At 41.0% G+C, this 26509-nt stretch carries 24 protein-coding genes and 1 tRNA gene; 12 read left to right on the forward strand and 13 right to left on the reverse strand.

All coding sequences use genetic code 11. The annotated features are described in order from the left end of the window. Positions 1 to 3 precede the first annotated feature (3 nt). Genes ACE1EF_RS05650 through rsfS form a run of 5 tightly spaced genes read right to left on the reverse strand, consistent with a single transcriptional unit; the run spans position 4 to position 4604 of the window. A complete protein-coding gene (locus ACE1EF_RS05650; RefSeq protein ID WP_375719653.1) occupies positions 4 to 660 on the reverse strand; it encodes a phosphatidylserine decarboxylase family protein in 657 nt (218 codons plus the stop codon). A gap of 4 nt (positions 661 to 664) precedes the next feature. Further along, positions 665 to 1474, reverse strand: coding sequence for a phosphatidate cytidylyltransferase (locus ACE1EF_RS05655; RefSeq protein ID WP_375719654.1), 810 nt, complete (start codon positions 1472 to 1474; stop codon positions 665 to 667). A gap of 3 nt (positions 1475 to 1477) precedes the next feature. After that, positions 1478 to 2119 carry a LutC/YkgG family protein gene (locus ACE1EF_RS05660; RefSeq protein ID WP_375719655.1) on the reverse strand — a complete coding sequence of 214 codons (642 nt, stop codon included), beginning with the start codon at positions 2117 to 2119 and terminating at the stop codon, positions 1478 to 1480. Then, complete coding sequence (gene ftsH, locus ACE1EF_RS05665; protein ID WP_375719656.1) at positions 2119 to 4242, reverse strand: ATP-dependent zinc metalloprotease FtsH; 2124 nt, start codon at positions 4240 to 4242, stop codon at positions 2119 to 2121. Before ftsH ends, ACE1EF_RS05660 begins: the two co-directional genes overlap by 1 nt. A 2-nt stretch (positions 4243 to 4244) precedes the next feature. Then, a complete protein-coding gene (gene rsfS, locus ACE1EF_RS05670) occupies positions 4245 to 4604 on the reverse strand; it encodes a ribosome silencing factor (RefSeq protein WP_375719657.1) in 360 nt (119 codons plus the stop codon). A 152-nt stretch (positions 4605 to 4756) separates the two neighbouring features. Between rsfS and folB the strand changes: the two genes are divergently transcribed. Continuing rightward, positions 4757 to 5107, forward strand: a complete 351-nt coding sequence (gene folB, locus ACE1EF_RS05675) for a dihydroneopterin aldolase (protein WP_375719658.1) — start codon at positions 4757 to 4759, stop codon at positions 5105 to 5107. Here the strand turns inward: folB and ACE1EF_RS05680 are convergent. Genes ACE1EF_RS05680 through ACE1EF_RS05690 form a run of 3 tightly spaced genes read right to left on the reverse strand, consistent with a single transcriptional unit; the run spans position 5104 to position 7352 of the window. Beyond that, positions 5104 to 5808, reverse strand: a complete 705-nt coding sequence (locus tag ACE1EF_RS05680; RefSeq protein WP_375719659.1) for a YjjG family noncanonical pyrimidine nucleotidase — start codon at positions 5806 to 5808, stop codon at positions 5104 to 5106. The genes folB and ACE1EF_RS05680 overlap by 4 nt on opposite strands. Then, positions 5795 to 6496, reverse strand: coding sequence for a 16S rRNA (cytidine(1402)-2'-O)-methyltransferase (rsmI, locus tag ACE1EF_RS05685; protein ID WP_375719660.1), 702 nt, complete (start codon positions 6494 to 6496; stop codon positions 5795 to 5797). Before rsmI ends, ACE1EF_RS05680 begins: the two co-directional genes overlap by 14 nt. Before the next feature lies 1 nt (position 6497). Further along, positions 6498 to 7352, reverse strand: coding sequence for a hypothetical protein (locus tag ACE1EF_RS05690; protein ID WP_375719661.1), 855 nt, complete (start codon positions 7350 to 7352; stop codon positions 6498 to 6500). A 111-nt stretch (positions 7353 to 7463) separates the two neighbouring features. Here ACE1EF_RS05690 and ACE1EF_RS05695 point away from each other — a divergent pair, with 111 nt between their 5' ends. From ACE1EF_RS05695 to ACE1EF_RS05745, 11 genes are all read left to right on the forward strand, one after another. Further along, positions 7464 to 8075 (forward strand): thymidine kinase, encoded by a 612-nt coding sequence (locus ACE1EF_RS05695; protein WP_375719662.1) that lies wholly within the window; start codon positions 7464 to 7466, stop codon positions 8073 to 8075. A 7-nt stretch (positions 8076 to 8082) separates the two neighbouring features. Next, positions 8083 to 9234, forward strand: a complete 1152-nt coding sequence (locus ACE1EF_RS05700; RefSeq protein ID WP_375719663.1) for an AI-2E family transporter — start codon at positions 8083 to 8085, stop codon at positions 9232 to 9234. Positions 9235 to 9345: 111 nt separating this feature from the next. Beyond that, positions 9346 to 9437: transfer RNA gene (locus ACE1EF_RS05705), tRNA-Ser, on the forward strand. A gap of 348 nt (positions 9438 to 9785) precedes the next feature. Then, entirely contained in the window at positions 9786 to 11693 is a 1908-nt protein-coding gene (locus ACE1EF_RS05710) for a T9SS type A sorting domain-containing protein (RefSeq protein WP_375719664.1), read from the forward strand. Between the two features lie 77 nt (positions 11694 to 11770). Continuing rightward, complete coding sequence (locus ACE1EF_RS05715) at positions 11771 to 13657, forward strand: mucoidy inhibitor MuiA family protein (RefSeq protein WP_375719665.1); 1887 nt, start codon at positions 11771 to 11773, stop codon at positions 13655 to 13657. Further along, entirely contained in the window at positions 13650 to 14108 is a 459-nt protein-coding gene (locus tag ACE1EF_RS05720) for a hypothetical protein (RefSeq protein ID WP_375719666.1), read from the forward strand. Before ACE1EF_RS05715 ends, ACE1EF_RS05720 begins: the two co-directional genes overlap by 8 nt. 84 nt (positions 14109 to 14192) lie before the next feature. Then, positions 14193 to 14555 (forward strand): hypothetical protein, encoded by a 363-nt coding sequence (locus ACE1EF_RS05725; RefSeq protein ID WP_375719667.1) that lies wholly within the window; start codon positions 14193 to 14195, stop codon positions 14553 to 14555. 78 nt (positions 14556 to 14633) lie between these two features. Continuing rightward, positions 14634 to 15014: a VOC family protein gene (locus tag ACE1EF_RS05730; protein WP_375719668.1), complete on the forward strand. Its 381-nt coding sequence runs from the start codon at positions 14634 to 14636 to the stop codon at positions 15012 to 15014. Position 15015: 1 nt separating this feature from the next. Continuing rightward, entirely contained in the window at positions 15016 to 15987 is a 972-nt protein-coding gene (locus tag ACE1EF_RS05735; RefSeq protein ID WP_375719669.1) for an NAD(P)-dependent alcohol dehydrogenase, read from the forward strand. 61 nt (positions 15988 to 16048) lie between these two features. After that, positions 16049 to 16864, forward strand: a complete 816-nt coding sequence (locus ACE1EF_RS05740) for a hypothetical protein (RefSeq protein ID WP_375719670.1) — start codon at positions 16049 to 16051, stop codon at positions 16862 to 16864. A 71-nt stretch (positions 16865 to 16935) separates the two neighbouring features. Further along, complete coding sequence (locus ACE1EF_RS05745) at positions 16936 to 17862, forward strand: sialate O-acetylesterase (protein ID WP_375719671.1); 927 nt, start codon at positions 16936 to 16938, stop codon at positions 17860 to 17862. A 1-nt stretch (position 17863) separates the two neighbouring features. Here the strand turns inward: ACE1EF_RS05745 and ACE1EF_RS05750 are convergent, their stop codons facing one another. Genes ACE1EF_RS05750 through ACE1EF_RS05770 form a run of 5 tightly spaced genes read right to left on the reverse strand, consistent with a single transcriptional unit; the run spans position 17864 to position 26337 of the window. Continuing rightward, positions 17864 to 20212 (reverse strand): TIM-barrel domain-containing protein, encoded by a 2349-nt coding sequence (locus tag ACE1EF_RS05750; protein WP_375719672.1) that lies wholly within the window; start codon positions 20210 to 20212, stop codon positions 17864 to 17866. Between the two features lie 12 nt (positions 20213 to 20224). Beyond that, entirely contained in the window at positions 20225 to 22072 is a 1848-nt protein-coding gene (locus tag ACE1EF_RS05755) for a glycoside hydrolase family 13 protein (protein WP_375719673.1), read from the reverse strand. 5 nt (positions 22073 to 22077) lie between these two features. Beyond that, on the reverse strand, positions 22078 to 24360 hold the full coding sequence (locus ACE1EF_RS05760) for a family 65 glycosyl hydrolase domain-containing protein (RefSeq protein ID WP_375719674.1): 2283 nt from the start codon (positions 24358 to 24360) through the stop codon (positions 22078 to 22080). A gap of 10 nt (positions 24361 to 24370) precedes the next feature. After that, the gene (gene pgmB / locus ACE1EF_RS05765) at positions 24371 to 25030 is read right to left on the reverse strand and encodes a beta-phosphoglucomutase (RefSeq protein ID WP_375719675.1); all 660 of its coding nucleotides are present in this window, start codon (positions 25028 to 25030) and stop codon (positions 24371 to 24373) included. Next, positions 25030 to 26337, reverse strand: coding sequence for an MFS transporter (locus ACE1EF_RS05770; RefSeq protein WP_375719676.1), 1308 nt, complete (start codon positions 26335 to 26337; stop codon positions 25030 to 25032). Before ACE1EF_RS05770 ends, pgmB begins: the two co-directional genes overlap by 1 nt. Positions 26338 to 26509 lie beyond the last annotated feature (172 nt).

Here is a 26509-nt window from a genome sequence, read left to right on the forward strand (position 1 = left end):
TTATCAGAATTTTGTGATCTGACTGATCCCTCCTTTTACCCGGTCGCCAACAGCAACATCGAGCCTGGTGCCAACCGGTAAAATCAGGTCCACCCGTGAACCGAACTTAATAAACCCCATGTCTTTATTCTGTACCGCCAACTCCCCTTCTTCAGCATAGGTCACTATGCGTCGGGCCATGGCACCTGCAATCTGTCTGATCATGATTTCCCTTCCAGGTTCAAATTCCAGTACAATTGTTGATCGCTCATTTTCAGTACTGGCTTTTGGAAGAAAAGCCGCATAAAACCTTCCGGCATGATGTCTGTAGTAACGCACCAGTCCGTTTATCGGCCATCGGTTCACATGAACACTTGAAATAGACATAAAAATGGATACCTGCAGGCGCTTATCCCTGAAGTATTCCGGTTCATACACCTCTTCAATAACAACAATTCTCCCATCAGCAGGCGCAATAACCTTCTGTTCATGATGAACAAAATCCCTGTTCGGATTTCTAAAGAACAAAGAAACAAATATGAAAAATAAAATAGAAGCAGTGGTGGTTAATGATTTAGCGACCTCGTTATCAGAATATATAGCAATCGCCAGGTTGACCATTAATAAGATCAACAAAAAAACCAATAAAATTGTCCTCCCTTCTTTGTGAATCCTAATCATTCCTTCACTGAATTAATACTAACAACATGGACACGGCCGGCAGTGCAAAAATAAAACTGTCTAGTCTGTCCAGAATTCCCCCGTGTCCCGGAATCAAATGACCAGAATCTTTAACTCCGGCTTCTCTTTTGAACTTTGACTCAACAAGGTCTCCTAAATTTGCTGCAATTATAGCAATTAAAATAAATATCTCAAACTCAACCAATTCAAAACCGCTTATCCAGTTTAATCGGTGAACCAGAATTCCAGTAAGAACCGACATTGCAGCGCCCCCAATAAGTCCTTCCCAGGATTTCTTAGGGGATACAGATGGCATAAGTTTATGCTTTCCGAAAGTCACCCCGAACAGGTATGCGAATGAATCATTTACCCAGATGATTACAAACAGCAACAGGAGATTACCGGATGTAAAACCCCACTGATTGCTGTACCACACAGGTATTAAGGCAAATGGGATTCCAAGGTATACAATAGTGAATCCAATTGAGGATCGGGCTGTATTTAGTTTTGGTTTTGTAAATAAAAAAACCGACAACATCAATACTATTGTTCCAGCTCCACCGGCCAGAAAACTTACAATATCCGGATCTTTACGCATGAAATGCATGGCAGTAAAAAGCAAAACAGCAATAAAAGTTACGGTTGCAAATTTGCTTTGAGAGAAATCATCACCGCCCATTTTTAGAAATTCACGGATACCTATGACCATGAGTAACGGGAATACAACATACCCCACCATCATGTACCTGGTGGCTAAGAATATAACAGCAACATATACGATCCCGGAAAGGCTTCGGACCAGTAAATCTTTCATCTTTTATGCCTGTTTTGAATGGTTTAAAAACATTTCATTTTCAGGCAACAAAAATACAATTAGTTTTTTGGGTCCGTGTGCTCCAAGCACTAAAGTTTTTTCAATATCTGCCGTTCTGCTTGGTCCGGTAATAAGCGAAACCATTGAAGGCAGTTTGTTATATTTCGATTTAAGAACTTCTATTCCCTGTTTTAAGTATGGAACCAGCTGACTGTTTGATGCGATGACGAACAAAACCGGAGGGAAAACATGATTCCGTCTGTTCCCGCCTGAAACAGCAGAAACCAGAACAGATCCCGTTGAGGCTATAAGCGCTTCGCATGGCACCACAAAAGCATCCTCATTATCCGCAGACGCTTTATATTGTATTCCGGTAATGGATGATATAATTTCAGAACTACAGGCAACACCATCAATGTCCTCTTCTTTTACGTGAAATTCTATTTTCTCCGCCAGTTGATCCGGTGAATCTATTTTGTAACAGATACCGCTCACTTTTTCAATCTGTTTTTGAAATTCAGATGTCAAATCCTCATCAACAGGAACCAACTCATCTTTCTTCCATTCAGGTTCTATGATATCAAAGAGATCATCCCCGGTTGCTATCCGTCTGATCCTGCTTAATATGGCATCACGCGATGTCATCAGGATTCAGCTGTTTTCTCTTTACCTTCTTCTTTTTTATCTGACAATGGAACGTCTTCTACTTTAACTTCCTTAGCTTTGACTGCTTTTTTATTTGCCCCGTCGGCCTTTGCTTTTTTGGTTTTTGTTTCTCCTTTAACCACACCATCCATTTTCTTTTCAGGGGAAGCTGGCTTAACCAACTCTTTTTTCCATGGACGCTCACCGAAGATCTCTACCATATCTTCCGTAAAGATAACCTCCTTATCCAGAAGTTTTTCTGCCAGCTTACTGTGGCCTTCCTTATTTTTGGTCAGGATATCCTTAGCTCTTTCATACTGTTCATCAATCAGCTTTTTAACCTCAACATCTATTGATTCAGCTGTTCTTTCACTGTATGGTTTGGTAAAATTGTATTCGCCACCCATTGAATCGTAGTAGCTGAGATTCCCAATCACATCACTCATACCAAGGTAAGAAACCATGCCATAAGCAGATTTGGTCACACGTTCCAGGTCATTTAATGCACCGGAAGAAATCCGTCCGAAAACCAGATCTTCGGCAGCACGGCCTCCTAAGGTAGAGCACATCTCATCCAGCAGTTGTTCTTTGGTAGTTAACTGCCGTTCTTCGGGCAGATACCATGCAGCACCTAAAGCTTTTCCTCGGGGAACAATAGTCACTTTAACCAGTGGATGTGCATGTTCAAGCAACCAGCTGACTGTTGCATGGCCCGCTTCATGATAAGCGATGGCTTTCTTCTCATCCATGGTGATAATTTTATTCCGCTTTTCAAGGCCACCGATAATACGGTCAACTGCATCAAGAAAGTCCTGCTTTTCAATCACTTTTTTCTCCTTACGTGCTGCAATAAGTGCGGCTTCGTTACAAACATTTGCGATGTCTGCACCCGAGAATCCCGGTGTTTGTTTAGCCATCAGCTCAGAATCCACTGACTCATCGATTTTTAAAGGACGAAGATGAACCTGGAATATTTCCTTTCGTTCATTAAGATCAGGCAGTTCCACATGGATCTGTCTGTCAAAACGTCCGGCACGCATCAGCGCTTTATCCAGGATGTCGGCCCTGTTTGTTGCTGCAAGGATGATGACACCACTGTTGGTATCAAAACCATCCATCTCTGTGAGTAACTGATTCAGTGTATTCTCACGTTCATCATTGGAGCTCATATTTGGTGTTCTTCCCCTGGCGCGTCCAATGGCATCAATCTCATCAATAAATACGATACAGGGAGCTTTTTCTTTCGCCTGCTTAAAAAGATCACGCACCCTTGAAGCACCTACGCCCACAAACATCTCCACAAAATCGGATCCTGACAGGGAGAAAAAGGGTACATTTGCCTCACCCGCCACAGCTCTCGCAAGCAAAGTTTTACCAGTTCCGGGAGGGCCTACAAGCAAGGCACCTTTTGGTATTTTACCACCAAGTTCCGTATATTTCTGAGGGCTTTTGAGGAAGGATACTATTTCTTCTACCTCCTGCTTGGCTTCAGCCAGGCCGGCCACATCGTTGAAATTAATTTTTATATTGGACTCCCTGTCAAACAGTTTTGCTTTTGATTTACCCACGCTGAAAATACCACCGGGACCTCCTCCGGCCTGTGACGACATACGGCGCATGATGTAGAACCACAATACAATAAGTACCACAAAAGGCAGGAAACTCAGAAAGCTCCCCCAGTATTCGGGCCGTTCCTCATAACGAATATCTGTAAGCTTTTCATCCTTGTTCTGCTCATTGGCAGCATCCACATCGTTTGTAAGGATCTCAACGCTTGGAATTTTAACCGTATAGTGCGGCCCGGGCGTATCATCTTTTCCATCCTTAATATAATCACTGATTTTATCCGGTTTCAGGTAAATTTCTGCTTTATCCTGATTGGTAATAACATCAATCCTTTTAATTGCATTGTCTTTAAGTATGGTATTTTTGAAGGTACCGTAAGCCATGGAGTTCCCCTCTGATCCATTTCCATAAACACTTAATACAACAAGAAATATGGCTATCAGACCATAAATCCAGTAAAGATTAAATTTAGGTTTCATCGGAGGCATCTTATCTCCGGGTTTAGGCCTCGATCCGCCAGCCGAAGGTCTCCTTTGTGAATTATTATTTTCTTCCATAATTAATATATATCCTCTATCCATGTTATGTCGGCATCTGCCCAAAGCGATTCAACCTTGTAAAAATTACGTGGTTCTTTCTGAAACACATGCACAATTAAGTTACCGTAATCTACAGCTATCCATTCTGAATTTTTAAATCCGTCCTTATTAATGGGTTTGTCATTAATTTGTTCACGGACGTAATCAATAACGGACTCAGCGACAGCGTTCACATGAGTTGTAGAATCTCCCTCACAAATGACGAAATATGAACAAACAGAATTTTCAAGTTTAGTCATATCAACCACTGCAATTCGTTTTCCTTTTTTTTCCTGAATTCCTTCTACTACTTTTTGAACAAGCAAATCAGCTTCTGCCATATTAAATTTAGAATTTAACTCCTTTATTAACAAATTCCATGCAAAGATAGTTTTTATGACAAAAAATAGCTGTATTAAATTTCTTTAAAACCCATTTAGATTGCTAGTCGTTGCAAATTAGCTTAATTTTGCAGCCTGATTTTTAATATGAAATGGGAGTAATAGAACTTGAAAATATGGAGTTTTTCGCCTACCATGGCTGTTTCAGAGAAGAACAGGTAGTTGGAAACTCTTTTATGGTAAATGTCAGACTTGAAGGAGATTTTAGCATTCCGGCAAAAAGTGACAATATTGCAGACGCTGTAAATTATCAGATTATTTTTAACCTGGTTCAGGAACAGATGGCTGTTACATCGCATCTCCTGGAGCATGTTGCCCAACGCATACTTGATGTAATCTACAATCAATATCCGGATCTGGACAAAGCATCGGTAAAAGTATCCAAAGTGAATCCTCCGCTTGGTGGGCAGACACAACAGGTAAGCGTAACCTTATCGCGTTAAAATATCTCCAGCAGCTCTTCCAGGTTCTGAATCGTCCAGGTAGCTACACCATGGTTCTCCGGGAGCTTATTGTAATCAAAATAAACCTGATCCATGCCAAATGAGCGGGCTCCTTCAATGTCGGCCTCAATGTTATCACCTATCATCACACTTTCTGACTTTCTGGCATTAACGGACTTTACGGCGTACTCAAAAATAGTCCGTGAAGGTTTCTGAGCTTTTACTTCTTCAGATAATACCACTTTTTTAAAATACGGTGCAAGCCCTGTCAGCCCCATCTTACGGTTCTGAACCTCTACAAATCCGTTGGAAATAATATAAAGGCTATAGTTTTCATGCAGTTTCTTAACCACACTGAGAGCATTATCAACAAGAATATTTTTATCGGAACAAAAAAGCAAAAAGTCCTCTGCCAATGCGTAAGTCAGTTTTTCATCCTCTACATTTTTTACGGCAAGTGTTTTTCTGAAGCGGCCATACTTAACATCCTCCTTTTTAAGCTTGTTGACCTTATATTCATTCCAGAGTTTTATATTAATCTCTGCATATACCGTATAGAAAGCATCAAAACTTTCAAACCACCGGTTCAAACTATACTTATCGAAACACTCCTTCAGCGAAAGCAATGCACACGCATCAAAATCAAACAAGGTATTGTCAAGATCAAAAAACAGATGTTTATACTTTTTATTCAGCTTCATTTCGTTTTGCTTTTCCGGCTCCATCCACACAAATCACAATCTCGCCCCTTGGTGGATTTTCTTCATAATAACACTTTACAGCTTCCAGTGTTCCCCGCTTTACTTCTTCGTGGATCTTGCTTATTTCACGCGATACAGAGCATTTTCGTTCAGATCCGAAAATCTCCGCCATTTGGGAAAGTGCCTTTACCAATCTGTGTGGAGATTCATAAAATATCATGGTCCGGTCCTCTTCAGAAAGAATGGTCAGCATTTTCTGTCGTCCTTTCTTTTGCGGCAGAAAACCTTCAAAGGTGAACCGGTCATTCGGCAGTCCAGAAACAACCAGGGCAGGAATAAATGCTGTCGATCCCGGTAAACATTCAATATCGACATCCTGTGCCACACATTCCCGAACCAGCAGGTAGCCCGGGTCACTTATGGCCGGCATTCCGGCATCCGTAATTAAAGCAACATCTGATCCGGCATTAATGCTTTGAGCAACACGTTGCACCGTTTGGTGTTCATTAAACTTATGGTGCGACTGCATGGGTGTCTTAATATCATAGTGTTTCAGAAGAATGCCTGATACCCGTGTATCTTCCGCAAGAATCAGATCCACCTCTTTTAACACCCTGACAGCCCGGAACGACATATCCTCAAGGTTTCCAATTGGTGTTGGAACTACATATAACTTACCGGCTCCCATTCTACTGTTTATATCTTCGGTTTACCAATGACACAAATCGTCCTGTTGTATCATCATCAAAATCCCAGTCAAAGTGCTGAACCATATACTCCAGAGCACTATCAAAAGAGTCCATGGCATTAAGGTCATCCAGACTTTTAAAAAACAGATCCCGGTCGTTATTGAACAACTCTTTCTGAAACATAAACCGCTCATTAATATTGATTGCCCTTTTTAAATCCGTAATGGGTGAACCCTCCAGCCTGGCACTTATGGAATTCGAAATATCTTTCTTTATGCGGTCAATAACCTTTTCTCCTGCTTCGATTGTTTCACCCAAAACGGTGATAGTTCTTTTTTTAGTCGTAACAATTTTACTTTCCCCTTCTGCTTCACTCTCCACTTTCAACATTTCTTCCTCCACCTCAATTACGGGCTCATCTTCCCGCTCATCTCTGTTTTCAATTTCTTCATCAACTACTTCGGGTTGAACCGGAATTTCAGGTTCCTGTATTTCAGTAGACACAGGTTCTGTTTCCTCTTTTTCTGACTGTACATAATCGTTTTCCGGCTCTGCAGCATCTTCTTTTACAGCAGCTTCAGGTGTTGGCTCTGTCTCCGGTTCTACTTTGTGTGGTTCAGGCTTGCGGGGCTCTTCTTCTACCTGTATTTCTTCTTTCTGATCCTCAACTTCATGAATTGCCACACGAACTTCTCCCGGAAGTGTGTCAATATTTTCCTTTAGCTGTTCGGCCTTGCTTTTAGCCAGTTTGATTATGGGTTCCGGAATATCACCGTAACCTTCCATCCCTTCAAGTAAAAGCTGTAATTCGTTTAAATCTTTATGTATGAGTTTTAATAAGGCACTTCTATCCATTTATCTTGTTTTTCGGTCTCTTATAAATACGACCTAAAATTAAAATTATTTTTCCAAGCATGGTGTTTCTGGCTTTAAAATTATAATTTTGGTTGCTCTAAGTAGTATATAATGAATCTATTTTCAGAAGCAGAAATTAACGAAAAGACAGGTAATATTGAGGTTATATGCGGTTCAATGTTCTCAGGTAAAACCGAGGAGCTGATGCGTCGTATAAAGCGGGCTGAATTTGCCAGACAGAGCGTCATTATTTTTAAACCATCAGTTGATAAGCGGTATTCCGAAACGAAGGTTGTGTCACATGACATGAAGGCGGTGCCCTGCATCTCCTTAACAAAAGCTGAACATATCCTGGAAGAGAGCGCCGCTGTTGACGTGGTTTGTATCGATGAAGCACAGTTTTTCGATTCTGAGTTGATTGATATTTGTCAAAAACTGGCCAACAGAGGTAAAAGAGTTATTGTTGCAGGTCTGGATATGGATTTTAAAGGAGAACCGTTCGGTTCCATACCGGGTCTTCTTGCTGTGGCAGATCATGTGACCAAGCTGCATGCTATTTGTGTAAAATGCGGTGCACTTGCACAGTTTTCACACCGGTTAACCTTATCAAAACAGCGTATTATGTTGGGTGAAAAGGAACTTTATGAACCTTTATGCCGTAAATGTTTCGGGAAAGCACTGAAAGACAGTGAGTCACAAAAATCATTGACGTTTAACGAATAATATAACCATGCATCCGAACTACGAAAAGCCCTTTACATTCGACCGGGTGGTCAGGATAGTGATTGGCACGATTGTTATTATCGCATTGTATCTTCTGGTGAACCATATCAGAGGTGCACTGATCCCGTTTTTTGTAGCCTGGCTTATAGCCTATCTTATGAATCCTGTGGTCAACTTTATTCAGAATAAAGTGAAGGTCAAATCAAGATTGTTGTCCGTTCTGATCACCCTAATACTTATTATTGGTGTACTCACAGGGTTAGTTTACCTTTTGGTTCAGCCAATTTCCTATGAGGTGGAACATACCATAGCTCTGCTTAAGAATTACGCTGCCAGTAATCATGACTCCATCCTGTTCCCGGATAACTGGGAAAAAAGTTTCAGAAAGCTGATTGAGTTGCCGGAGATCCAGCAATACATTGCTAATCAGGATTACGGAAAACTGTTTGAAAAAATTATGCCCTCGGCCTGGAAAATCTTTTCGGGGTCTGTAAATGCCGTATTATCCATTTTTGTGGTTTTCGTCATACTGCTCTATATCATTTTTATTCTGCTGGATTTCGATAAAATATCAACCGGATGGATCAAATTGATTCCCGACAAATACAGACATTTTATTGATAAGTTGTCCGATGATCTAGAAGATGGCATGAACCGCTATTTCCGTGGCCAATTTTTAATTGCTACGATTGTAGGTGTGCTGTTCAGTATTGGTTTCTCAATTATTGATCTTCCGCTGGCAATAGTGTTCGGTATTTTTGTGGGGCTGCTGAACCTGATTCCTTACCTGCAGATTATAAGTATTGTGCCTGCCACCTTGCTAATTCTGCTGAAATCGCTTGAAACAGGGCAGCCTGTCTGGATTGTAGCACTTTCTGTTCTTATTGTTTATGCCGTAGTTCAGACGTTCCAGGATGGATTTTTAGTACCAAAAATTATGGGCAAACGCATGGGGCTGAATCCTGCCATCATCCTCTTATCCTTATCCGTATGGGGAGCTTTGCTTGGGATCGTAGGAATGATTATCGCCTTACCTTTTACGACCTTGCTGATATCGTATTACAAACGTTTTATTTTATACGAGGATGAGCAGGGGAGATCGATTGACGAGGTTCAGAGCAAACCAAAGCAGAAAAAACAAGACCAGGCCACCTCTTAAATCAGGCTGATCAGGAGTTGTTCTGCGAAAATTATAAGAAACACAATAAAATTGGACCTAAATATTTGGTTTATTTAGATTCTGTTTTATACATTTGTCCACCCAATTTCAGGAGAGATGGGTGAGTGGCTGAAACCACCGGTTTGCTAAACCGGCGTACGGGTAATACTGTACCGGGGGTTCGAATCCCCCTCTCTCCGCCATCGCCCACCGAAGTTCTGTTTTTTCAGAACTTCGGTGGGCTTTTTTGTGCTAAATGCTTTCCCGGTATTGATCCCCTTTTGGGCTACGTCGGATAAATCCGCTTTGGGATTCAGGTTTTGTCTTTTAAACTTTCACACTAAGGGATCACCGACCCAAAACAACTAATCCTGAACATTGAAAACTAACGTATAAACCCGTTATATTCTTCAGCTTGCAGCTCAAACTCAAAATGTTGCTTTCATATGGTTGGTCAGCATCTTAAGAGTTACGGATTGAAGTATTTGAACTGTAATAAATTTCCAGTACATTTGATTGTTTGAATTATTTATAACCTGTTTATTGAAATTATGAAAAAGTTTATTGTTTTAACTGTAGTGCTTTGTGCGACCCTATACGCAAAATCTCAGGACACATTCAGAGTGAAAATTGCTGAACCCGTTTATAATTTTGATCCTGATCACCTTATTTGTGGTGATACAGTCGATTTAATTGCAGAAGTACTACTACCTGCCAGCTTACAAATAGACTTGTTTACAGGAGAAGATGATATCTTTAACTACGAAATTGTAAATAAACTTAATAACAAGGTGGTTTATGCATTTGACGGTACAATACCTTCTTCGTATCAAACTACACTTTATCTTTCTGAAGGTGACTATATATTTAAATGGTTGTATGGATGTGCGGCATGTAACAATCCTCAACTGGAAGGTCAGACCAGTGAGTGGATTGTTGTTGGAGACCATGTTGAATGCGCTTTCAGCGTTACAGGCAACATAAATATCAATACTCTTCAATACACCTGGGTACCATACACTGAAAATTCATATGAGAACCGGATTTTTGTTTCTCCTAAGGAATCCGGTTACTATAAAGTTATTGCTACGAGTCCGACTAATTATAGTGCAACAGACTCCATTTATCTTGATGTATCTTCCTTTTCTCTTGATTATGGAGATGATATTGATCTTGTATGCGGGCTAAAAATGAAAATGAACAGACCTCGTATTGATTACTATTTTTTTGATGACTTAAGTTACAAGTGGGAACCTTCTACAGGTTTGGATGATCCAAATATCCAAAGACCTACAGTAGAGATTCTTCAGGATCAGACTTATATTGTTACTGCCTCAACTTCGAAAGGCTGCATCACAAAAGATACAATAAAAGCTAATTTTACTCCTTTAAAAGCTACATCTTATGCTACCGATGTTTATTGTGGAGAAAAAGCCCAACTCTCTGTGAGTACAAATGGAAGTCCGTTTGCAACAGATGTAACTTATAAGTGGACACCTGATAGTCTGTTAGATGATAACAGTATACAAAATCCATTCGCAGAAATAACTGAAACGACAACCTTTAGTGTTGTAGTTTCAAACTCTAAGGGTTGCAAAGACTCAACTACACAAACTGTGTATCTTGTGGCAAATGAAGATTACCAACCGGAAATATGTATGGTTACGGTTGACAGTGCAAATCATAATGTTATCGTTAAAAAGCAGGATTTATCCTTTACGGGTGATACTGTTTATATATATAAGGAAACAACAAAAAAGGATGAATTTATAAAAATCGGAGCGCTGGCGGATCAGGAGACGTATTTTACTGACACCTTATCGAATTCTTTGCAGAACTCCAACCGGTATAAAATTTCAGGTTCTGATGCCTGTGGATTTGAGACTGGCCTGAGTTTATCGCATAAAACAATCCATCTGACGATAAACAAAGGCATTCGGGACACGTGGAATTTAATCTGGAGTGGTTACGAGGGACTTGAATTCGATACGTACCAGATTTACAGAGGTTTTTCTCCGGATGGCATGCAAAAAATAGCTGAAATTGCGAGCAACTATTTCACCTTTACGGATTTATATCCACCAGCCGGAGAAATGTACTATCAGATAAGAATAGATAATATTTCTTCCTGTGCGGTAGAAACCAAATCAGCATCATTTTCATCAGGTTCAATTCAATCAAACCTGGTTGACACAAAAATATTTACAGCAAAAGATATAACCACCCGCTTCCCATTCCGGGTATTTCCGAATCCTGCTCACGATAAGATTCAAATATCATCTGATACACAGGATCAGTCTTACAATGTTTGTATCGTATCACTTGATGGTAAAATTCTTAAAAAGAGGACAATTGATAGCAACGGTCAAATTAATCTTTCTGAATTCAACACCGGTGTATATATACTTAAAGCAGAGAACAAATACGGAACATATTACAAGACATTGGTCATAGAATAAGGTTTTAATCATTGCGCAAAAGTTATGGTTGCCATATCAACATATATCTAACAAACAAAACGTTATAAATAATAGCTATGAAATATTTTATTCTTTTACTTTCTGTTTCAATGCTTCTAATTCCGGTTTCGGCTCAGGATACTCAGGAGCTAAAGATTGATTCCAAAGTTAATGATGTAACCGTTTTTCTGGATGGTGCTCAGGTAACCCGCAAAAAGACAGTTGATGTTCCGACAGGAATTACAAATATTGTTTTTGTAAATCTCTCACCCTATATAGATTCAAAAAGCATCCAGGTAAAAGTCAAAGGGAAGGTGATGGTACAATCTGTTTCGCAACAGAGGAATTACATGAACAATAAACCTGATCTCGCAGAAGCAGAGAAACTACATGCTGAAATACTTGAGCTGCGGAAAGAACTTAAGTTGGGACAGACTTATCTTACGATAACCAGAAAGGAACTCGATTTTCTGAATGACAACCGCATAATAAGTGGACGGAATAATGAATTGAGCATTACGAACCTGAAAGAAACATCTGCATTTTACGGGGAACGTCTTAAGGCGCTTAAATTAAAAGAAATTAAACAGGAAGACGATATTAACCAGTTAGAGAAAAAGATTCAGCAACTTGAGAATCAGAGAAACCAGCTATCGGATAACCATGGATTTCCAACCGGTGAAATTGTAATTAAGATTGAATCCAAAACAAACAGCAAGTCTGAATTTGAACTTTCCTATCTTGTCACAAATGCAGGATGGTTCCCGTCTTATGATATCCGGGCTAAAAACATATCTGAACCCGTGGAAATCGTATACAAGGCCAATGTGCACCAGGATACAAAAGTGGATTGGGAAAATGTTAAAATCAGGTTTTCATCATCCGATCCCAATGTTTCAGGTGTCATGCCCACATTGAATCCCTATTACATCAGCTATAATTACAGACCCTTAAATTATGGGCGCATAATTTCTGAAGTATCAGGTTACATATACGATAATAAAGGTGAGCCTCTGCCCGGTGCTTCAGTATCAGTAGAAGGTACGACTATCGGAACTGTAGCTGATATCAATGGCCATTATTCCCTGATGTTACCTGCCGGTTCTAACCGGTTAAAAATATCATTTATAGGGTATAGCTCTAAGACTGTTGATGCAAATCAACCATTAATTAATATCGCTCTAAATGAAAGTGCTCAGGAATTAGGTGAGGTTAGTTTTAAAGATGTTGAAGCAACCAGTATAAGCGATGCTCTTCAGGGTAGAATTGCAGGTTTGGATATTTCACGAAGCCGAAACAAAAAGAACATTGCAGATAAAGAAAGTATAGCTGTACCATTTGTTCAAACCGAAAATCAAACGACTGTTGAATTTGAGATCTCGGTTCCTTACTCACTGAAGTCAGATAAAAAAACATATGCCGTTGAAATGGTAGATTACAGTTTGCCGGCAAACTACCAGTATTTCTGTATTCCAAAAGTTGACAAAGATGCCTTCCTGCTGGCAAACATTACAGACTGGAGTAAGTATAACTTTCTTGAAGGTGAAGCCAATATCTTTTTTGAGGAAACCTACATCGGCAAAACGATCCTTGATGTGAGAAATGCAGGTGATACATTACAGGTATCACTTGGAAGAGACAAAAATGTTGTGGTTCAAAGAGAATTACTCAAAGACAAGACCAGCAGACAGTTTATCGGAACTAAAAAAGAAGTTAGCCGTGCCTGGGAAATAAATGTAAAAAACAATAAGAGTCAGAAAATCAGCATGGTTATCCTGGATCAGGTTCCGGTATCGAAAAATGAAGAAATTGAAATCGAAATTAAAGATTTGTCCGGCGCAAAGATGAATAACGACACAGGAGAACTGAAATGGGAGTTTGAGCTCAACCCCGCTAAAGAGCGGACTTTTGATCTAAACTACCTGGTTAAATATCCTAAATCAAGGACCTTGTACATTGAATAAGAAAAGAAATAACATCAAAAGCAGATATAAACTCAGAGCTATCGCCTTTCCGTCGGTAGCTTTAATTATCTCTGCTACTCTGTTCATAATTCAAGTATTTATTAACGGTATAAACTACAGGAATCCGACAGATATAATTTATTGTTCCGTTTTGATTATAATTTTCAGTACCGCCCTGGTTTTTATATCCGGAATTAAAGAGGTCAAAATCAACGATGAATATATAACCATCAGATATCCTTACAGGTTTAAAACATTCAGATTTTCTGCAAACGCATTTTCAGCTGTTCAAAGAAAAAAAACGGATAAAATGACAAGTATTGATCTGAAGTTCCGGCCTGTACTTATTTTAAAAATCCAGTTTGAAAACGGGAAGCGCATAAGGCTCTCTTCAGACTATTACACCAGTATACCAGAGATTGAAAATTATCTTAAAACCGCAGGTTACTAATCGTTCTGAGAAAAGATTTATTCATTGACAACCGTTGTAACTTATAGCTGCTATGTTCGTTCCTCTCATATAAAAACACACAACATGAAAAAACTAATTATACTACTCTTTGTGATGGTAATGATATCATCCTGTGAAAAAAAATCCCCGGTCAGTTTTGGTTTTGATTCTGATATAAACACAAATTCCAGCGGCCTTACATTGATGGATGTGGATAAAGATGCTGATTTACTATCTCTTATCGGAAGTATAGTTGTGCATACTGAATCTGTAGAGGTTATTCTCAGTGATCCGGAAGGAGCTGAAGTTTATAAAAATTCTTTTGCAGGGCCTGAAACATTTTCGATTAATGAAACATTTTCTGCAGCGCAGGGCACCTGGAAGTTACAATACACCAGCAACAATGCAACCGGTTCTATTGACTTGCATATAAGTTACAATAATTGAGCCTGAGTAATACCGGAATTTAGAAATCGTACTCAACAATTTACCTGCTCATGGTGTTTTAATAATAAATTCTGTACCATGAAGTTAGGCGCATTTTCTGTTAGTCTGTCCGTGAAAGATCTGGAAAAATCAAAAGCATTTTACGAAAAACTTGGATTTACGGTTTTTGCAGGTGATCCGGATAAAAATTACCTGATCATGAAGAACGATACAACTCTGATCGGATTGTTTCAGGGCATGTTTGAAAAAAATATTCTGACCTTCAATCCCGGATGGAATGATAAGGCACAACCCCTGCATGAGTTCACCGACATTCGTGATATCCAGAAAGAACTGAAGGTTAAGGATATTGCTATTGAAATGGAAGCCGAAGAAAATACAAAAGGACCAGCGAGCTTTATGATTTCGGATCCCGATGGAAACCAGATTCTCATTGACCAACATATTGAAGCTCCGTAAGATGAAAGCAGTACTCCGCACCCAATATGGATTTCCTGAGGTACTCAATATAGGTGAAATCCCGGTACCGCAACCACGGTTTAATGAACTGCTGATTAAAGTTTATGCTACTACTGTCAGTCGCACGGATTGTGGCATTTTACGCGGCAGGCCAGCCTTAATTCAGGCATTTACAGGTTTGGGAAGGCCAAAGGATGCCACACCCGGCACTGATTTTGCAGGCGTGGTTGAAGAAGTTGGTACAGGTGTAACCGCCTTTAAACGTGGCGATAAAGTGTGGGGATTTGACGATAACGGGCTGTCATCGCAGGCAGAATATATGGTGATCCGCGAAGATAAAGCCATCTTTCCAATTCCTGATGGTTTTTCCTTTGCCCAGGCAGTCGCCTGCGCTGAAGGTGCACATTATGCTGTAAATTTTATTAATAAAGTTCCGCTGTTTATGGATCATAATGTAATGGTTAACGGTGGAACCGGAGCCATAGGTTCAGCAGCTGTTCAACTACTTAAAGCCCGGGGGATGCATGTTACTGCCACAGCCCCATCTGAACACCTGACGACAGTTAAAACGCTTGGTGCCGACCGGGTCATCGATTATCAGAAAGAGGATTTTACGAAAGATCATGAATTATATGATTTCGTGTTCGATGCGGTCGGGAAAAGTTCATTTGCGCAGTGCAAACCCATACTGAAACCGAACGGAACCTACATATCATCTGAACTGGGTCCCCATTCTGAAAATCCCTTTCTGGCCCTTGTTTCTCCTTTTACATCCGGCAAAAAAGTAAAATTCCCATTACCGGCAAATATTAAAGGCAGTCTTACAATTGTTCTTGATTTGATGAAAAAGGGCAAATTTAAACCACTCATTGATCGAAAATATACGCTTGAAGATATCAGGGAAGCTTACACCTATGTACTATCTGGACAAAAAACAGGTAATGTAATCCTTCAGATTACGAGCGATGATTAAGTCCATCAGGATCGTTTTCAGTTTTCGCATTTCATGCTATCTTTGATGCGGATATATAGCTATGAGTTCTGCACCTCAAAAACAAATTTTCTTTCATGTTGGAACCGGAAAAACCGGCACCACCTTTCTGCAGTACAGGGTTTTCCCTCAATTAAAAAACATCTTTTACATTCAGCGTACAAAGTACAGCAAGGTAAAAAAGATTATCGGAGAAACGGATCATCAGAACATTCTGATCTCAAGAGAATTTGATCAACAACTTGAAAAAGAAATCGTCTGGTTTACAGAGTCCTTTCCCGACACAACACCTGTTATCGTGTTCAGAAGACACGACAGTTATATTGCCTCACAATACCGTCGTTTTGTAAAAAACGGTTTCAGTGGAACATTTTCAGCATTCTTCGACCTGGAGTCAGATAACGGTTATTTCAAACATACAGACCTGAATTATTCGCATCAGGTTGACTTGTTGAAAACCTATTTTGCCAAAAAACCGGTAGTGCTTTTATACGATGACTTAAGGAACGATCCTAAGGGTTTTATACTGAAATTATCAAGGATACTCAATGCAGAAATCGATTTGGATTCGGTTGATTTCAGCAGAAAACACAGCTCATATACTGAAAAACAACTTAAGATAATTCGATACCTTTCCAAAAGGGTAAATCTGACAAAAAGACGCAAATTTAAATCCGCCGTGTTACATTTTTTATGGCGCATCGGTTTCGCGGCTGTACGATATTCACTGTTGTTTCTCGCAAAGATCATTCCATCGGCCTGGATTGATCCAAAGCCATTTATTGATCCCGGTGAACTGGAAAAAGTAAAAACACATTTTTCACCGGATTGGGACAGAATTAAAAAAATAAGTTCTTAATTTAGTCACCGGGTGAATATTGAAGTATAGGTACACTTCACACACTACATAAAAATACAAATCATACTATTATGAAAACCAGAATAATTACAGCATTAACTATTTTACTATTTATTCCAACGTTTGCATCAGCTAAGAAAACAGCAGTAAAAGATACTATCATGGTATTTTACCTTGGTGGCCAGTCCAATATGGATGGATACGGTTTTGTGAAAGACCTGCCCGACTCACTGAAAAAGACGAATAAAGATGTATGGATCTTCCAGGGAAATACAGCAAGAGATAATGAAACGGGCGGAGGAATCGGGATATGGGAACAACTGAAACCGGGTCACGGACGTGGGACAAAAAGTGATGCCACATCCAATACCTATTCTGACCGGTTTGGTGTAGAACTTTCCCTTGCCCAACGTTTACAGGCATTATATCCGGATCAGAAAATAGCCTTGATAAAATATTCCAGGGGCGGCACATCCATCGACCAGAGGGCAGCCAGAGGAGCCGGAAGCTGGGATCCCAACTACACAGATAAAACCGGCATTAATCAGTATGACCATTTTCTGGAAACCGTAAAAAATGCCTCTGCAGTAAATGATATCAATGGCGATGGCGTTGAGGACGTGCTGGTGCCGGCAGGTATTTTCTGGATGCAGGGAGAATCGGATGGTGATTTCACTGAAGAGGTCGCTGCAGCCTATTACGATAATCTGAAACAACTGATGGAGCTGATCCGTGCTGCTTTCAGATCCAATGATCTACCGGTGGTAATTGGTAAAATATCTGATTCAGGAGTGAAGAATAATGGCATAACATGGCCTTATGGAGACCTGGTTCAGTATGGCGAGGAAAAATTTGCCCGGACAGATGCCAATGCAACGATTGTCCGTTCCACTAAAAAATATTCGTATTCCGATCCATGGCATTATACCAGTCCCGATTATATTGATCTGGGTATTGAGTTTGCGAATGCACTCTATCGGTTAAGAGAGAAAAAATAAATCACCGGGTTTGCATTTCATTGGTCCGGTTGGCAGGTAAGTTGACTATAAATGAGGTGGTCTTTTCTTTTATTTCAGGCTTTATCCATGTCCTGTTGATTTTCACTTTTTCAAAATCAGGTTGATGGACTACAAATTTAAGCAGCCTTTTTTGCGGTCTGCCAGGATAATTATATCCTGAATTTTTAACCGTAAAAACACCGTTTTTATATGTGAAATCTATCAGCTCATATTGGTTCTTTTCATAAGCACCAAAGGTATGACCATCGTCCGCATACATGATAAAGTTTGATGCTTTACGTTCCGGGTCAGGAAAGAAGTGAACAATAAGAGTATCGGTTTTATAATCATCGGTAGACTGAACCGGAGAAATCATGGGGATAAAGCTGCCTGCTTTTACAAATACGGGAATGTCAGATAGGGTAACCGGAACATCAATAGTTCTGCCACCTTCTATAAGTTCTCCGGAATGAAAATCATACCAGGTTCCTTCCGGCAGCACAACTTTTTGCGCGCCTGTACCTGACCGCATGACCGGCGCCACCAACAAATTGTCACCCCAGAAATAGATGGAGTCGTTAGCTGACAGTTCGGGATCATCACATACCATGAACAATGGTTTTGCCATTGGTTCTCCGGAACGATGGTTTTGCCATGCTAAGGTGTAATTATATGGCAACATCGCATACCTTAGCTTGATGTAATGTCTGACAATGTCCTGAATGGAATCCGCATAATAGATGGGTTCCGGTTCAGCATGCGAATCGGAATGCGGACGAAATACCGGTGTAAAAACAGCATACTGCAACCACCGGGTATAGAGTTCGGGGTTCTTAGTCCCACTAGCAAAGCCACCGGCATCGGAATGCATATAAGCCAGACCCGACAACCCCATGCCTAACATCACCGGTATCTGCGCACGTAGTCCGCTCCATGTTCGTCCCACATCGCCAGACCACGGGATAAGACCAAAGCGTTGTGACCCGGCATAACCGGCCCGGCCTAACACAAACAAACGTTCGTCAGGATACTCCTTCCGGTAATGATCATAAAACACTTTAGTCCAGTTATGCCCGTAAATACCATGTACTTCCGATGCTTTACCATTCACATGAATCATGGAATCAGGATGAATTTCCGGTTCTCCCAGATCGCACCACCAGCCTTCAACGCCCTGCTGTTTTAATGCATCGTATTGCTGCCACAACCAGTCTCCTGCTTCAGGATTAAAAATATCCAGCAAACCGGCTTCGCCAAAGTAAAAGTTGGGGAGTGTCATGGTTGTTCCGTCAGCATTTTTGCCAAATAAACCGTGTTGATCCAGGTAGGTATAATGCTTTGACTTTTTTGTGAAAAACGGTTCACTGATCAATATGGTCTTCACACCCTGATCTCTGAACTTACGGATCATTCGTTCCGGTTCAGACCAATGTATAGAATCCCATGACAAATTACCCATTACACCATCCTGAATCTGAGGGCCAAACCAGAAAATATCAAGGATAATGGCATCCATTGGATAACCAGCCTGAAGCATGGAATCCACAACATTTTCGGTTTGCATCTGTGACTTATATCCAAATCTTGATTGCAGGTTTCCGAGGGCCCAGACCGGCGGCATAGGTTGCATCCCGGTAAATTTCACATAATCAGACACCAGCTTATCATACGAATCATCAGCAAAAAAGTAAACTGTTGCATTTCCTCCCAGGCTTTCAAATGAAAAACGATCCACATCACGCTTCCCGATATCAAACCATGCTCTGGCTGGATTATCGAACAGCAACATGTATTTTTCAGAAGACATGATTAGCGGAATGGAATAATTAAGAAAATCAGCTCCCATGCCATAACCATAGTTTGCCTGGTTATAGCACTGAAAACGATATCCCCTGCGATTAAGAGGCAAAGCTCTTGCACCTGTACCATAGATCTTTTCATCCGACTTCATCCTGTATTGGTAAATAGTTGTATCGCCGGATACAGCGAATTCCAGTCCGGTAAGTTTAACTTCATCCCTGTAATCAAATCGGATGCTAACAGGAGATTTACCAAGGTGTACAGTGACTTCAGCGGATGATAGTATCAGCTCGGTTTTTGATTCCGTCAGACGAAGCTCCTTTACACCTCTTTCGACAGGGGCATAAATTTTATTGGAATAAACCCGCTTATTCGCGAAGGATAATTTAAATGCCTTTCCCTGCAAAGCAGATAGAACATATTCGCCGGAATCTGTGCAGACTATGAGTTGTTTTCCGTCAAATGTATGTGATATATAGTTGTTTTGCGCAACACCTGAAAAAGGAATCCACAACACGATGCTGATAAACAAAACATGGAACCGTCTCATTCAGGCCGGGCTTTAATTCAGTTCAAGTAACAATCCTGATTTTCCCTTAATTTTCAGGGAAACATCAATTTTCAGATCTTCCCGGCTCATGATATCTGTAGCTTTTTCAAATCCATCCAGCATCTGGCTAAAACGGTTTAATTCCAAAGTCTGTTCTTCAGGATTATTGTTCAGAACTATCATGACTGTCTGATCCTCATTGAATCTGAAATACACATATACATTATTCTCTGGAATATAGTGCATCAGTTTACCATTCTGCAATACAGGATGTGTTGTACGGTATTTAATAAGTTTGCTGACGTAATTAAAAACCTCAGCTTCGGTTTCAGTCCGCTGATCCGGACTAAAAACGGATCGTTTATCCGCTGCCCAGCCACCCGGCATGTCACGACGGATATCGCCATCACCAACGTTCTTATCACCTCCCATCAGTATTTCGCTGCCATAATATAATTGTGGAATACCGCGGGTTGTAAGAAGAAACATCATTCCAAGCTTATACTTTTGCATGTCGTTTTCAACAATGGTAGAAAAGCGTTGTGTATCGTGGTTTTCCAATAGTGTAACCAGGTTATACGGATCAGCGTAAAAATAATCCTGCGTTAAGGTATGCCAGATTCGACGCATGCCGTTATTCCAGCTCATATCGTCTTCATTAAAGGCCTCCATAAACTGATCATGCAAGGAGAAATCCATAACAGACGGTAATCCGGAATCATAGCCGTTGTAATTCAGGGAACCACTTTGCCAGTAAGCCACTTCGGCCGGTGAGTGCTGCCAGCATTCCCCAACGATATTCATATTCGGATATTCAGCAATAATTGCTTTGGTCCATTCTGCAGCTTTGTCAGGATCGTTATACGGATATGTATCGACCCTGATCCCATCAATTCCGGCATATTCCAGCCAGTAAACAGCGTACTGCTTCAGATAGGTCAGCATAAACGGATTATTCTGGTTCAGGTCCGGCATTTCACTCACGAACCAGCCGTTAAAGTTTAAATCACGGTCCCGTTTTGAAGCATAAGGATCATTCGTCGTCGGAATCTGGTAATTGGTTTGTGTATATGTTGTCCCGCCATTGATCCAATCCTGAAACGGAAGATCTTTCATCCATGGATGAGCAGACCCACAATGATTCGGAACAAGGTCAATAATCACTTTTATCCCTTTCTGATGGCACGCATCCACCATGTTTTTATAATCTTCGTTTGAACCAAACCTTGGATCAATTTTATAAAAATCCGTGGTGGCATAATGATGATACGAACCACGCGGTTGATTATCCTCTAACATTGGGGTAGTCCATAACGCACTTATGCCCAGCTCATTCAGGTAATCCAGATGCTTCACAATTCCCTTAATATCTCCCCCATGACGGCCAAATAAATCCTTCCTGTTTGCTTTATCGGCATAACCATTTACATTATCGTTTGAGGGATCACCATTGGCAAAACGATCAGGAAAAAGCAGATAGATTACATCTTTATCAGAAAAACTTTGCCGCTTTGCAGAACCTTCTTCCCTCTGGTTTAAAGTATAGTTGATGGTTTGAACTGTTTTGTTTTTCTGCCTGAACCGGATTTCAACAGTTCCGGGTTCAACATCAGGTGCCAGCTTTAAATTGACAAAAAGATAGTTTGGACTTTGTGCCCTTACGATGGATTCTATTGTTACACCGGGATATTCAATTTCCGGTGTTAACAGGGTAATGTTTTCACCATACACCATCAGCTGAAGTGCACTGTTTTCAAAACCCGTCCACCACATGGGCGGTTCTATTTTTTCAACCTTCTGAGCCGAAAGCTGCAGTGAAAGCAAAACTGCCATAGGATATAAAATGCGTTTTAATATCATATTGTTTAGTTTATCACCATTAAATTACCATTTAAAAAGAGTTCAAGGTCGTTACCTTTTTCCAGCGAAAGTTCCACACCGGTATCATTGATGGTCACAATAAGGATCCGTTCCCTGAAGTTTATTTTAAAGGAAAATTGTTGCCATCCATCCGGAAGAACAGGATTAATATGAAGCTTTCCGTTCCTGACCTTAACACCTCCGAATCCCAGCACCACAGACATCCAGGTACCGGCCATGCTGGTTATATGAAGACCTTCCGCCACTTCTTTATTATAGTCGTCAAGATCGAGTCTGGAAGTACGCAGATAAAGCTCGTATGCCCGCTCTGTTTTTCCTAATCCTGTAGCAATTATGCTGTGAACACAAGGAGACAGGGATGATTCATGCACACACCTGGGTTCATAAAATTCATAATTGGTTTTAATGGTATTATAATCAAATTCGTGTTCAAAAATAAACATGCCCTGCAGGACATCAGCCTGTTTTATAAAACATGAACGCAGGATTCTGTCCCAGGACCAGTGCTGGTTGATCGGCCGTTCTGAATCCGGGATCTCTTCTGCGAGCTGATCCTGTTTATCCAGGTATCCATCCTGCTGCAGAAAAATCCCCCGCTCTTCATCAAATGGCAGATATATTTTTTCAATGATATCATCCCATTTTCTAATCTCCTTATTTTCATCAAATGCTGTTTTCCCGAGAACAGCCAACAGCTTCTGAGCTCCGGAATTTCTTAAATCATGAATAACACTGATGGTATAACGCATGCACCATGCTGCAATATAATTGGTATACCAGTTATTATTGACATTGTTTTCATATTCGTTCGGACCGGTCACCCCAAGTATTACATACTTCTGTTTTTCTTCCGACCAGTTGACCCGTGAAGCCCAGAACCGGGATATCCCGATCAGCACTTCGAGGCCATAATCCTCAAGATAGGTTTTATCTCCGGTATACTCTGTATAATTATATATGGCATAGGCAATGGCTCCGTTTCTGTGTATCTCCTCAAAGGTTATCTCCCACTCATTATGGCATTCTTCGCCATTCATGGTTACCATAGGATACAGTGCCGCGCCGTTATTAAATCCAAGCTTATTTGCATTTTCAATGGCTTTTCCCAGATGCCTGTACCGGTAAAGCAGTAAATTACGGGTAACTTCGGCAGGTGCCGTTCCCAGGAAAAACGGAACGCAATATGCTTCCGTATCCCAATAGGTTGATCCGCCATACTTCTCACCTGTAAAACCTTTGGGGCCAACATTTAATCTCGGGTCATCACCGGTATAGGTTTGGTTCAACTGAAAAATATTAAAGCGGATACCCTGTTGTGCTGCAACATCTCCCTCGATGACAATATCGCTGTCGTGCCATTTCTTTGCCCACCATGCAGCATGATTCTGCTTCAGCTGTGCATATCCTGTACGCGCAGCGTTCTTTACCCTTTCCACAGCCAGTTTTGCCAGCTGATCTGCCGGGTGGTTAAGTGAACTTATAACGGATACATGCTTCTCCAGAATCAGTTCCAGCCCCTTATCCAGGTAAACCTCATAGGCGGATTCAATTTTCTTATCTGTGGCAATGTGATTCGGTGTGGCTGTGAGCTCCACCTGGTTCAGAAATAACTTATTGTGCATTGAATATGCCACCCTGAAGTTTAACTTTCTGGTCTGAGCCAAAAGGTGATTGGTCAGCGTTTTATTTTCTGTTTCCAGAATATTCCAGAAAACTTCATCATAGTTGGAATCCCTGTTTTTGACGTCGCCGTCAATGCCGGGTTTTATCAAAATATTTGCACCCCTGTCGGGTAATGAAATGGAATAGCGAATGGCTGCTGTTTCCCGGTCATCCATACTCAGGAAACGCTCAGTTTTTACCTGTATCTTTTTACCCAGTGGCGAAACTGCTGTAAATGTCCGGTATAGCACACCTTCCTGCATATCAAGCACCCGCTCAAACTCTACCACCTGCCAGGTTGCCAGATCCAGCACTTCATTTTCCACTGTTACATGAACCGGAATAAAAGAGGGAGAGTTCAGTACCTTGGCAAAATACTCAGGGTAACCATTTTTCCACCAACCTACCCGTGTTTTGTCAGGATAGTATATCCCGGCAATGTACGACCCCTGGAGTGAATCACCACTGAAATATTCTTCGAAATTGGCCCGTTGTCCCATCTTCCCGTTTCCGATGCTGAATATACTTTCAGCCGCCTCCTGCATTTCCGGGTCAAACCGGTACTGAATGATTTTCCAGTTATCTTTTTCTATGATATTATTCATTTTGGTACTTTTAAAGATTTTCCACAATCTCACGCAGCTTCTTCAGCGTAAAATCCTTAAATCCATCTGCAACATAATGTGCGTTTTGCAGCACACCACTGTCGCCAATACCAATTGCAACCATGCCTCCGTTTAATGCCGCCTGTATACCGGCCTGTGCATCCTCAAATACTACCGATTTTTCCGGTTGAACACCGAGAAGTCCGGCTCCAAGCAGAAAAACCTCCGGATCAGGCTTAGCATGCTGAACCATTGAACCATCTACAATGGCGTCGAACAATGCTATTATACCCAGTCGTTTCAGGATTGTTTTTGCATTTTTACTGGCCGAACCAAGCGCAATCCTGATTCCTGACATCCGCAGTTCATCCAGAAAAGGCAGTACGCCCGGCAGAATCTCGTCAGGCTCCATCTTCAGAATGTATTCCCGATACCGCAGGTTCTTTTCATCCGCCATCCGGAATTTTTCATCACTGTTAAATGTTAATCCGCCGATTTCAAGTAAAATATCAAGAGACGCCATCCTGCTCACACCCTTTAACCGTTCATTGTGCTCAGGTGTGAATTCAAATCCGAGCTTATCCGCCAGCTCTTTCCATGCCAGGTAATGGTATTTTGCGGTATCGCAAATCACCCCATCCAGATCAAATATACACGCTTTGATATCCACTAATGTCCTGTTTTCTTATCCAGCTTATCCTCAACGAAGAATGTGCTTGCTGCACCCAATAACATCAAAACTCCGGCTCCCATGATGGCATTAAACGGATTGTCTCCGTAAATGTGTTTAAGGATAAGCGTTCCAAAAACGCCATTCATAATTTGTGGAATCGTAATTGACATATTGAACAGCCCCATGAATATTCCCATCTGTTTTGGAGGGATGGAATTCGCCAGAATAGAATACGGCATGGCCAGAATACTTCCCCAGGCTATTCCCACACCAATCATAGGTATTACGAGCCATGTGTCATTTTTAAACAATATAAAGGATAAAAATGACAAGCCACCAATCGTCAGGGCCAGTGCATGCGTATGACGCCGGCCAATCCATTTTGCTATCACAGGCAGTGATAACGCAATAATGGCCGAAATGCCGTTATAAACGCCGAACAGGATACCAACCCAGTCTCCGGCTTCCTGGTATGCAGCACTATCTGCATCCAGTGTACCATAAAAATGATAGGCTATTGCCGGTGTGGTGTATACCCACATTGAAAATAATGCAAACCAGGAGAAAAACTGAACCACCAGAAGCTGGATCATCGTTTTCGGAATTTTGAATTTTGCCTTCGGAACGGCTTCCACCTTTTCCTCGTCATAAAATTCCGGAGGATACTCTTTGGTCGTTGATACTGTCCATACAATGGTTGTTATCAACACCATGGCTCCGATATAAAATGACCAGTAGACATTAGGCGCAACTCTTCCGGCTTCTTCGGCTTCTTTTGAGACCCCGAGAAAATTACCTAAAATATAAGGTAACCACGAACCTACAACAGCTCCGATTCCGATCAATAGTGTTTGAACCGAAAATCCAAGTGTATGCTGTTCTTCAGGAAGTTTGTCTGCCACAAGGGCGCGAAAAGGCTCCATCGAAATATTTATGGATGCATCCATAATCATCAACAAACCACCACCAATAAACATTGGAGCAAGATACTGAGCAAAATGAGGTGCATTCGGCATCATGATCAATGCAATACTGGTTAGCACTGCGCCAATCAGGAAATATGGTCTTCTTCTTCCCAGTTTGTTCCAGGTCCGGTCGCTGTAATACCCGATGATCGGCTGAATGATCATTCCGGTAACGGGAGCAACCAGCCAGAACCAGTTCAAATGTTCAACATCGGCTCCGAATACCTGAAGTATTCTGCTGGCATTGGCATTCTGTAAGGCGAAGCCAAACTGGATTCCAAGGAACCCGAAACTCATATTCCATATCTGCCAAAAACTGAGGCGGGGTTTCGTTTTCATGAATATAGCATTGGTTAACAATTAATATTGCAAATTATTAATTGGCGGGAAGATGTAATACGGGAAATCTCTTAAAAAATCAATGCAACAAATATATAAACATTAACACTAAGTAGAAAAATATATCTTTTGCAGATGCCTGACTTACTGTAGTTTAAACTGTATTTTGAAA

The organism is Quyinboa sediminis (genome assembly GCF_042219855.1).
Classification (GTDB): domain Bacteria; phylum Bacteroidota; class Bacteroidia; order Bacteroidales; family UBA5342; genus JBHJHP01.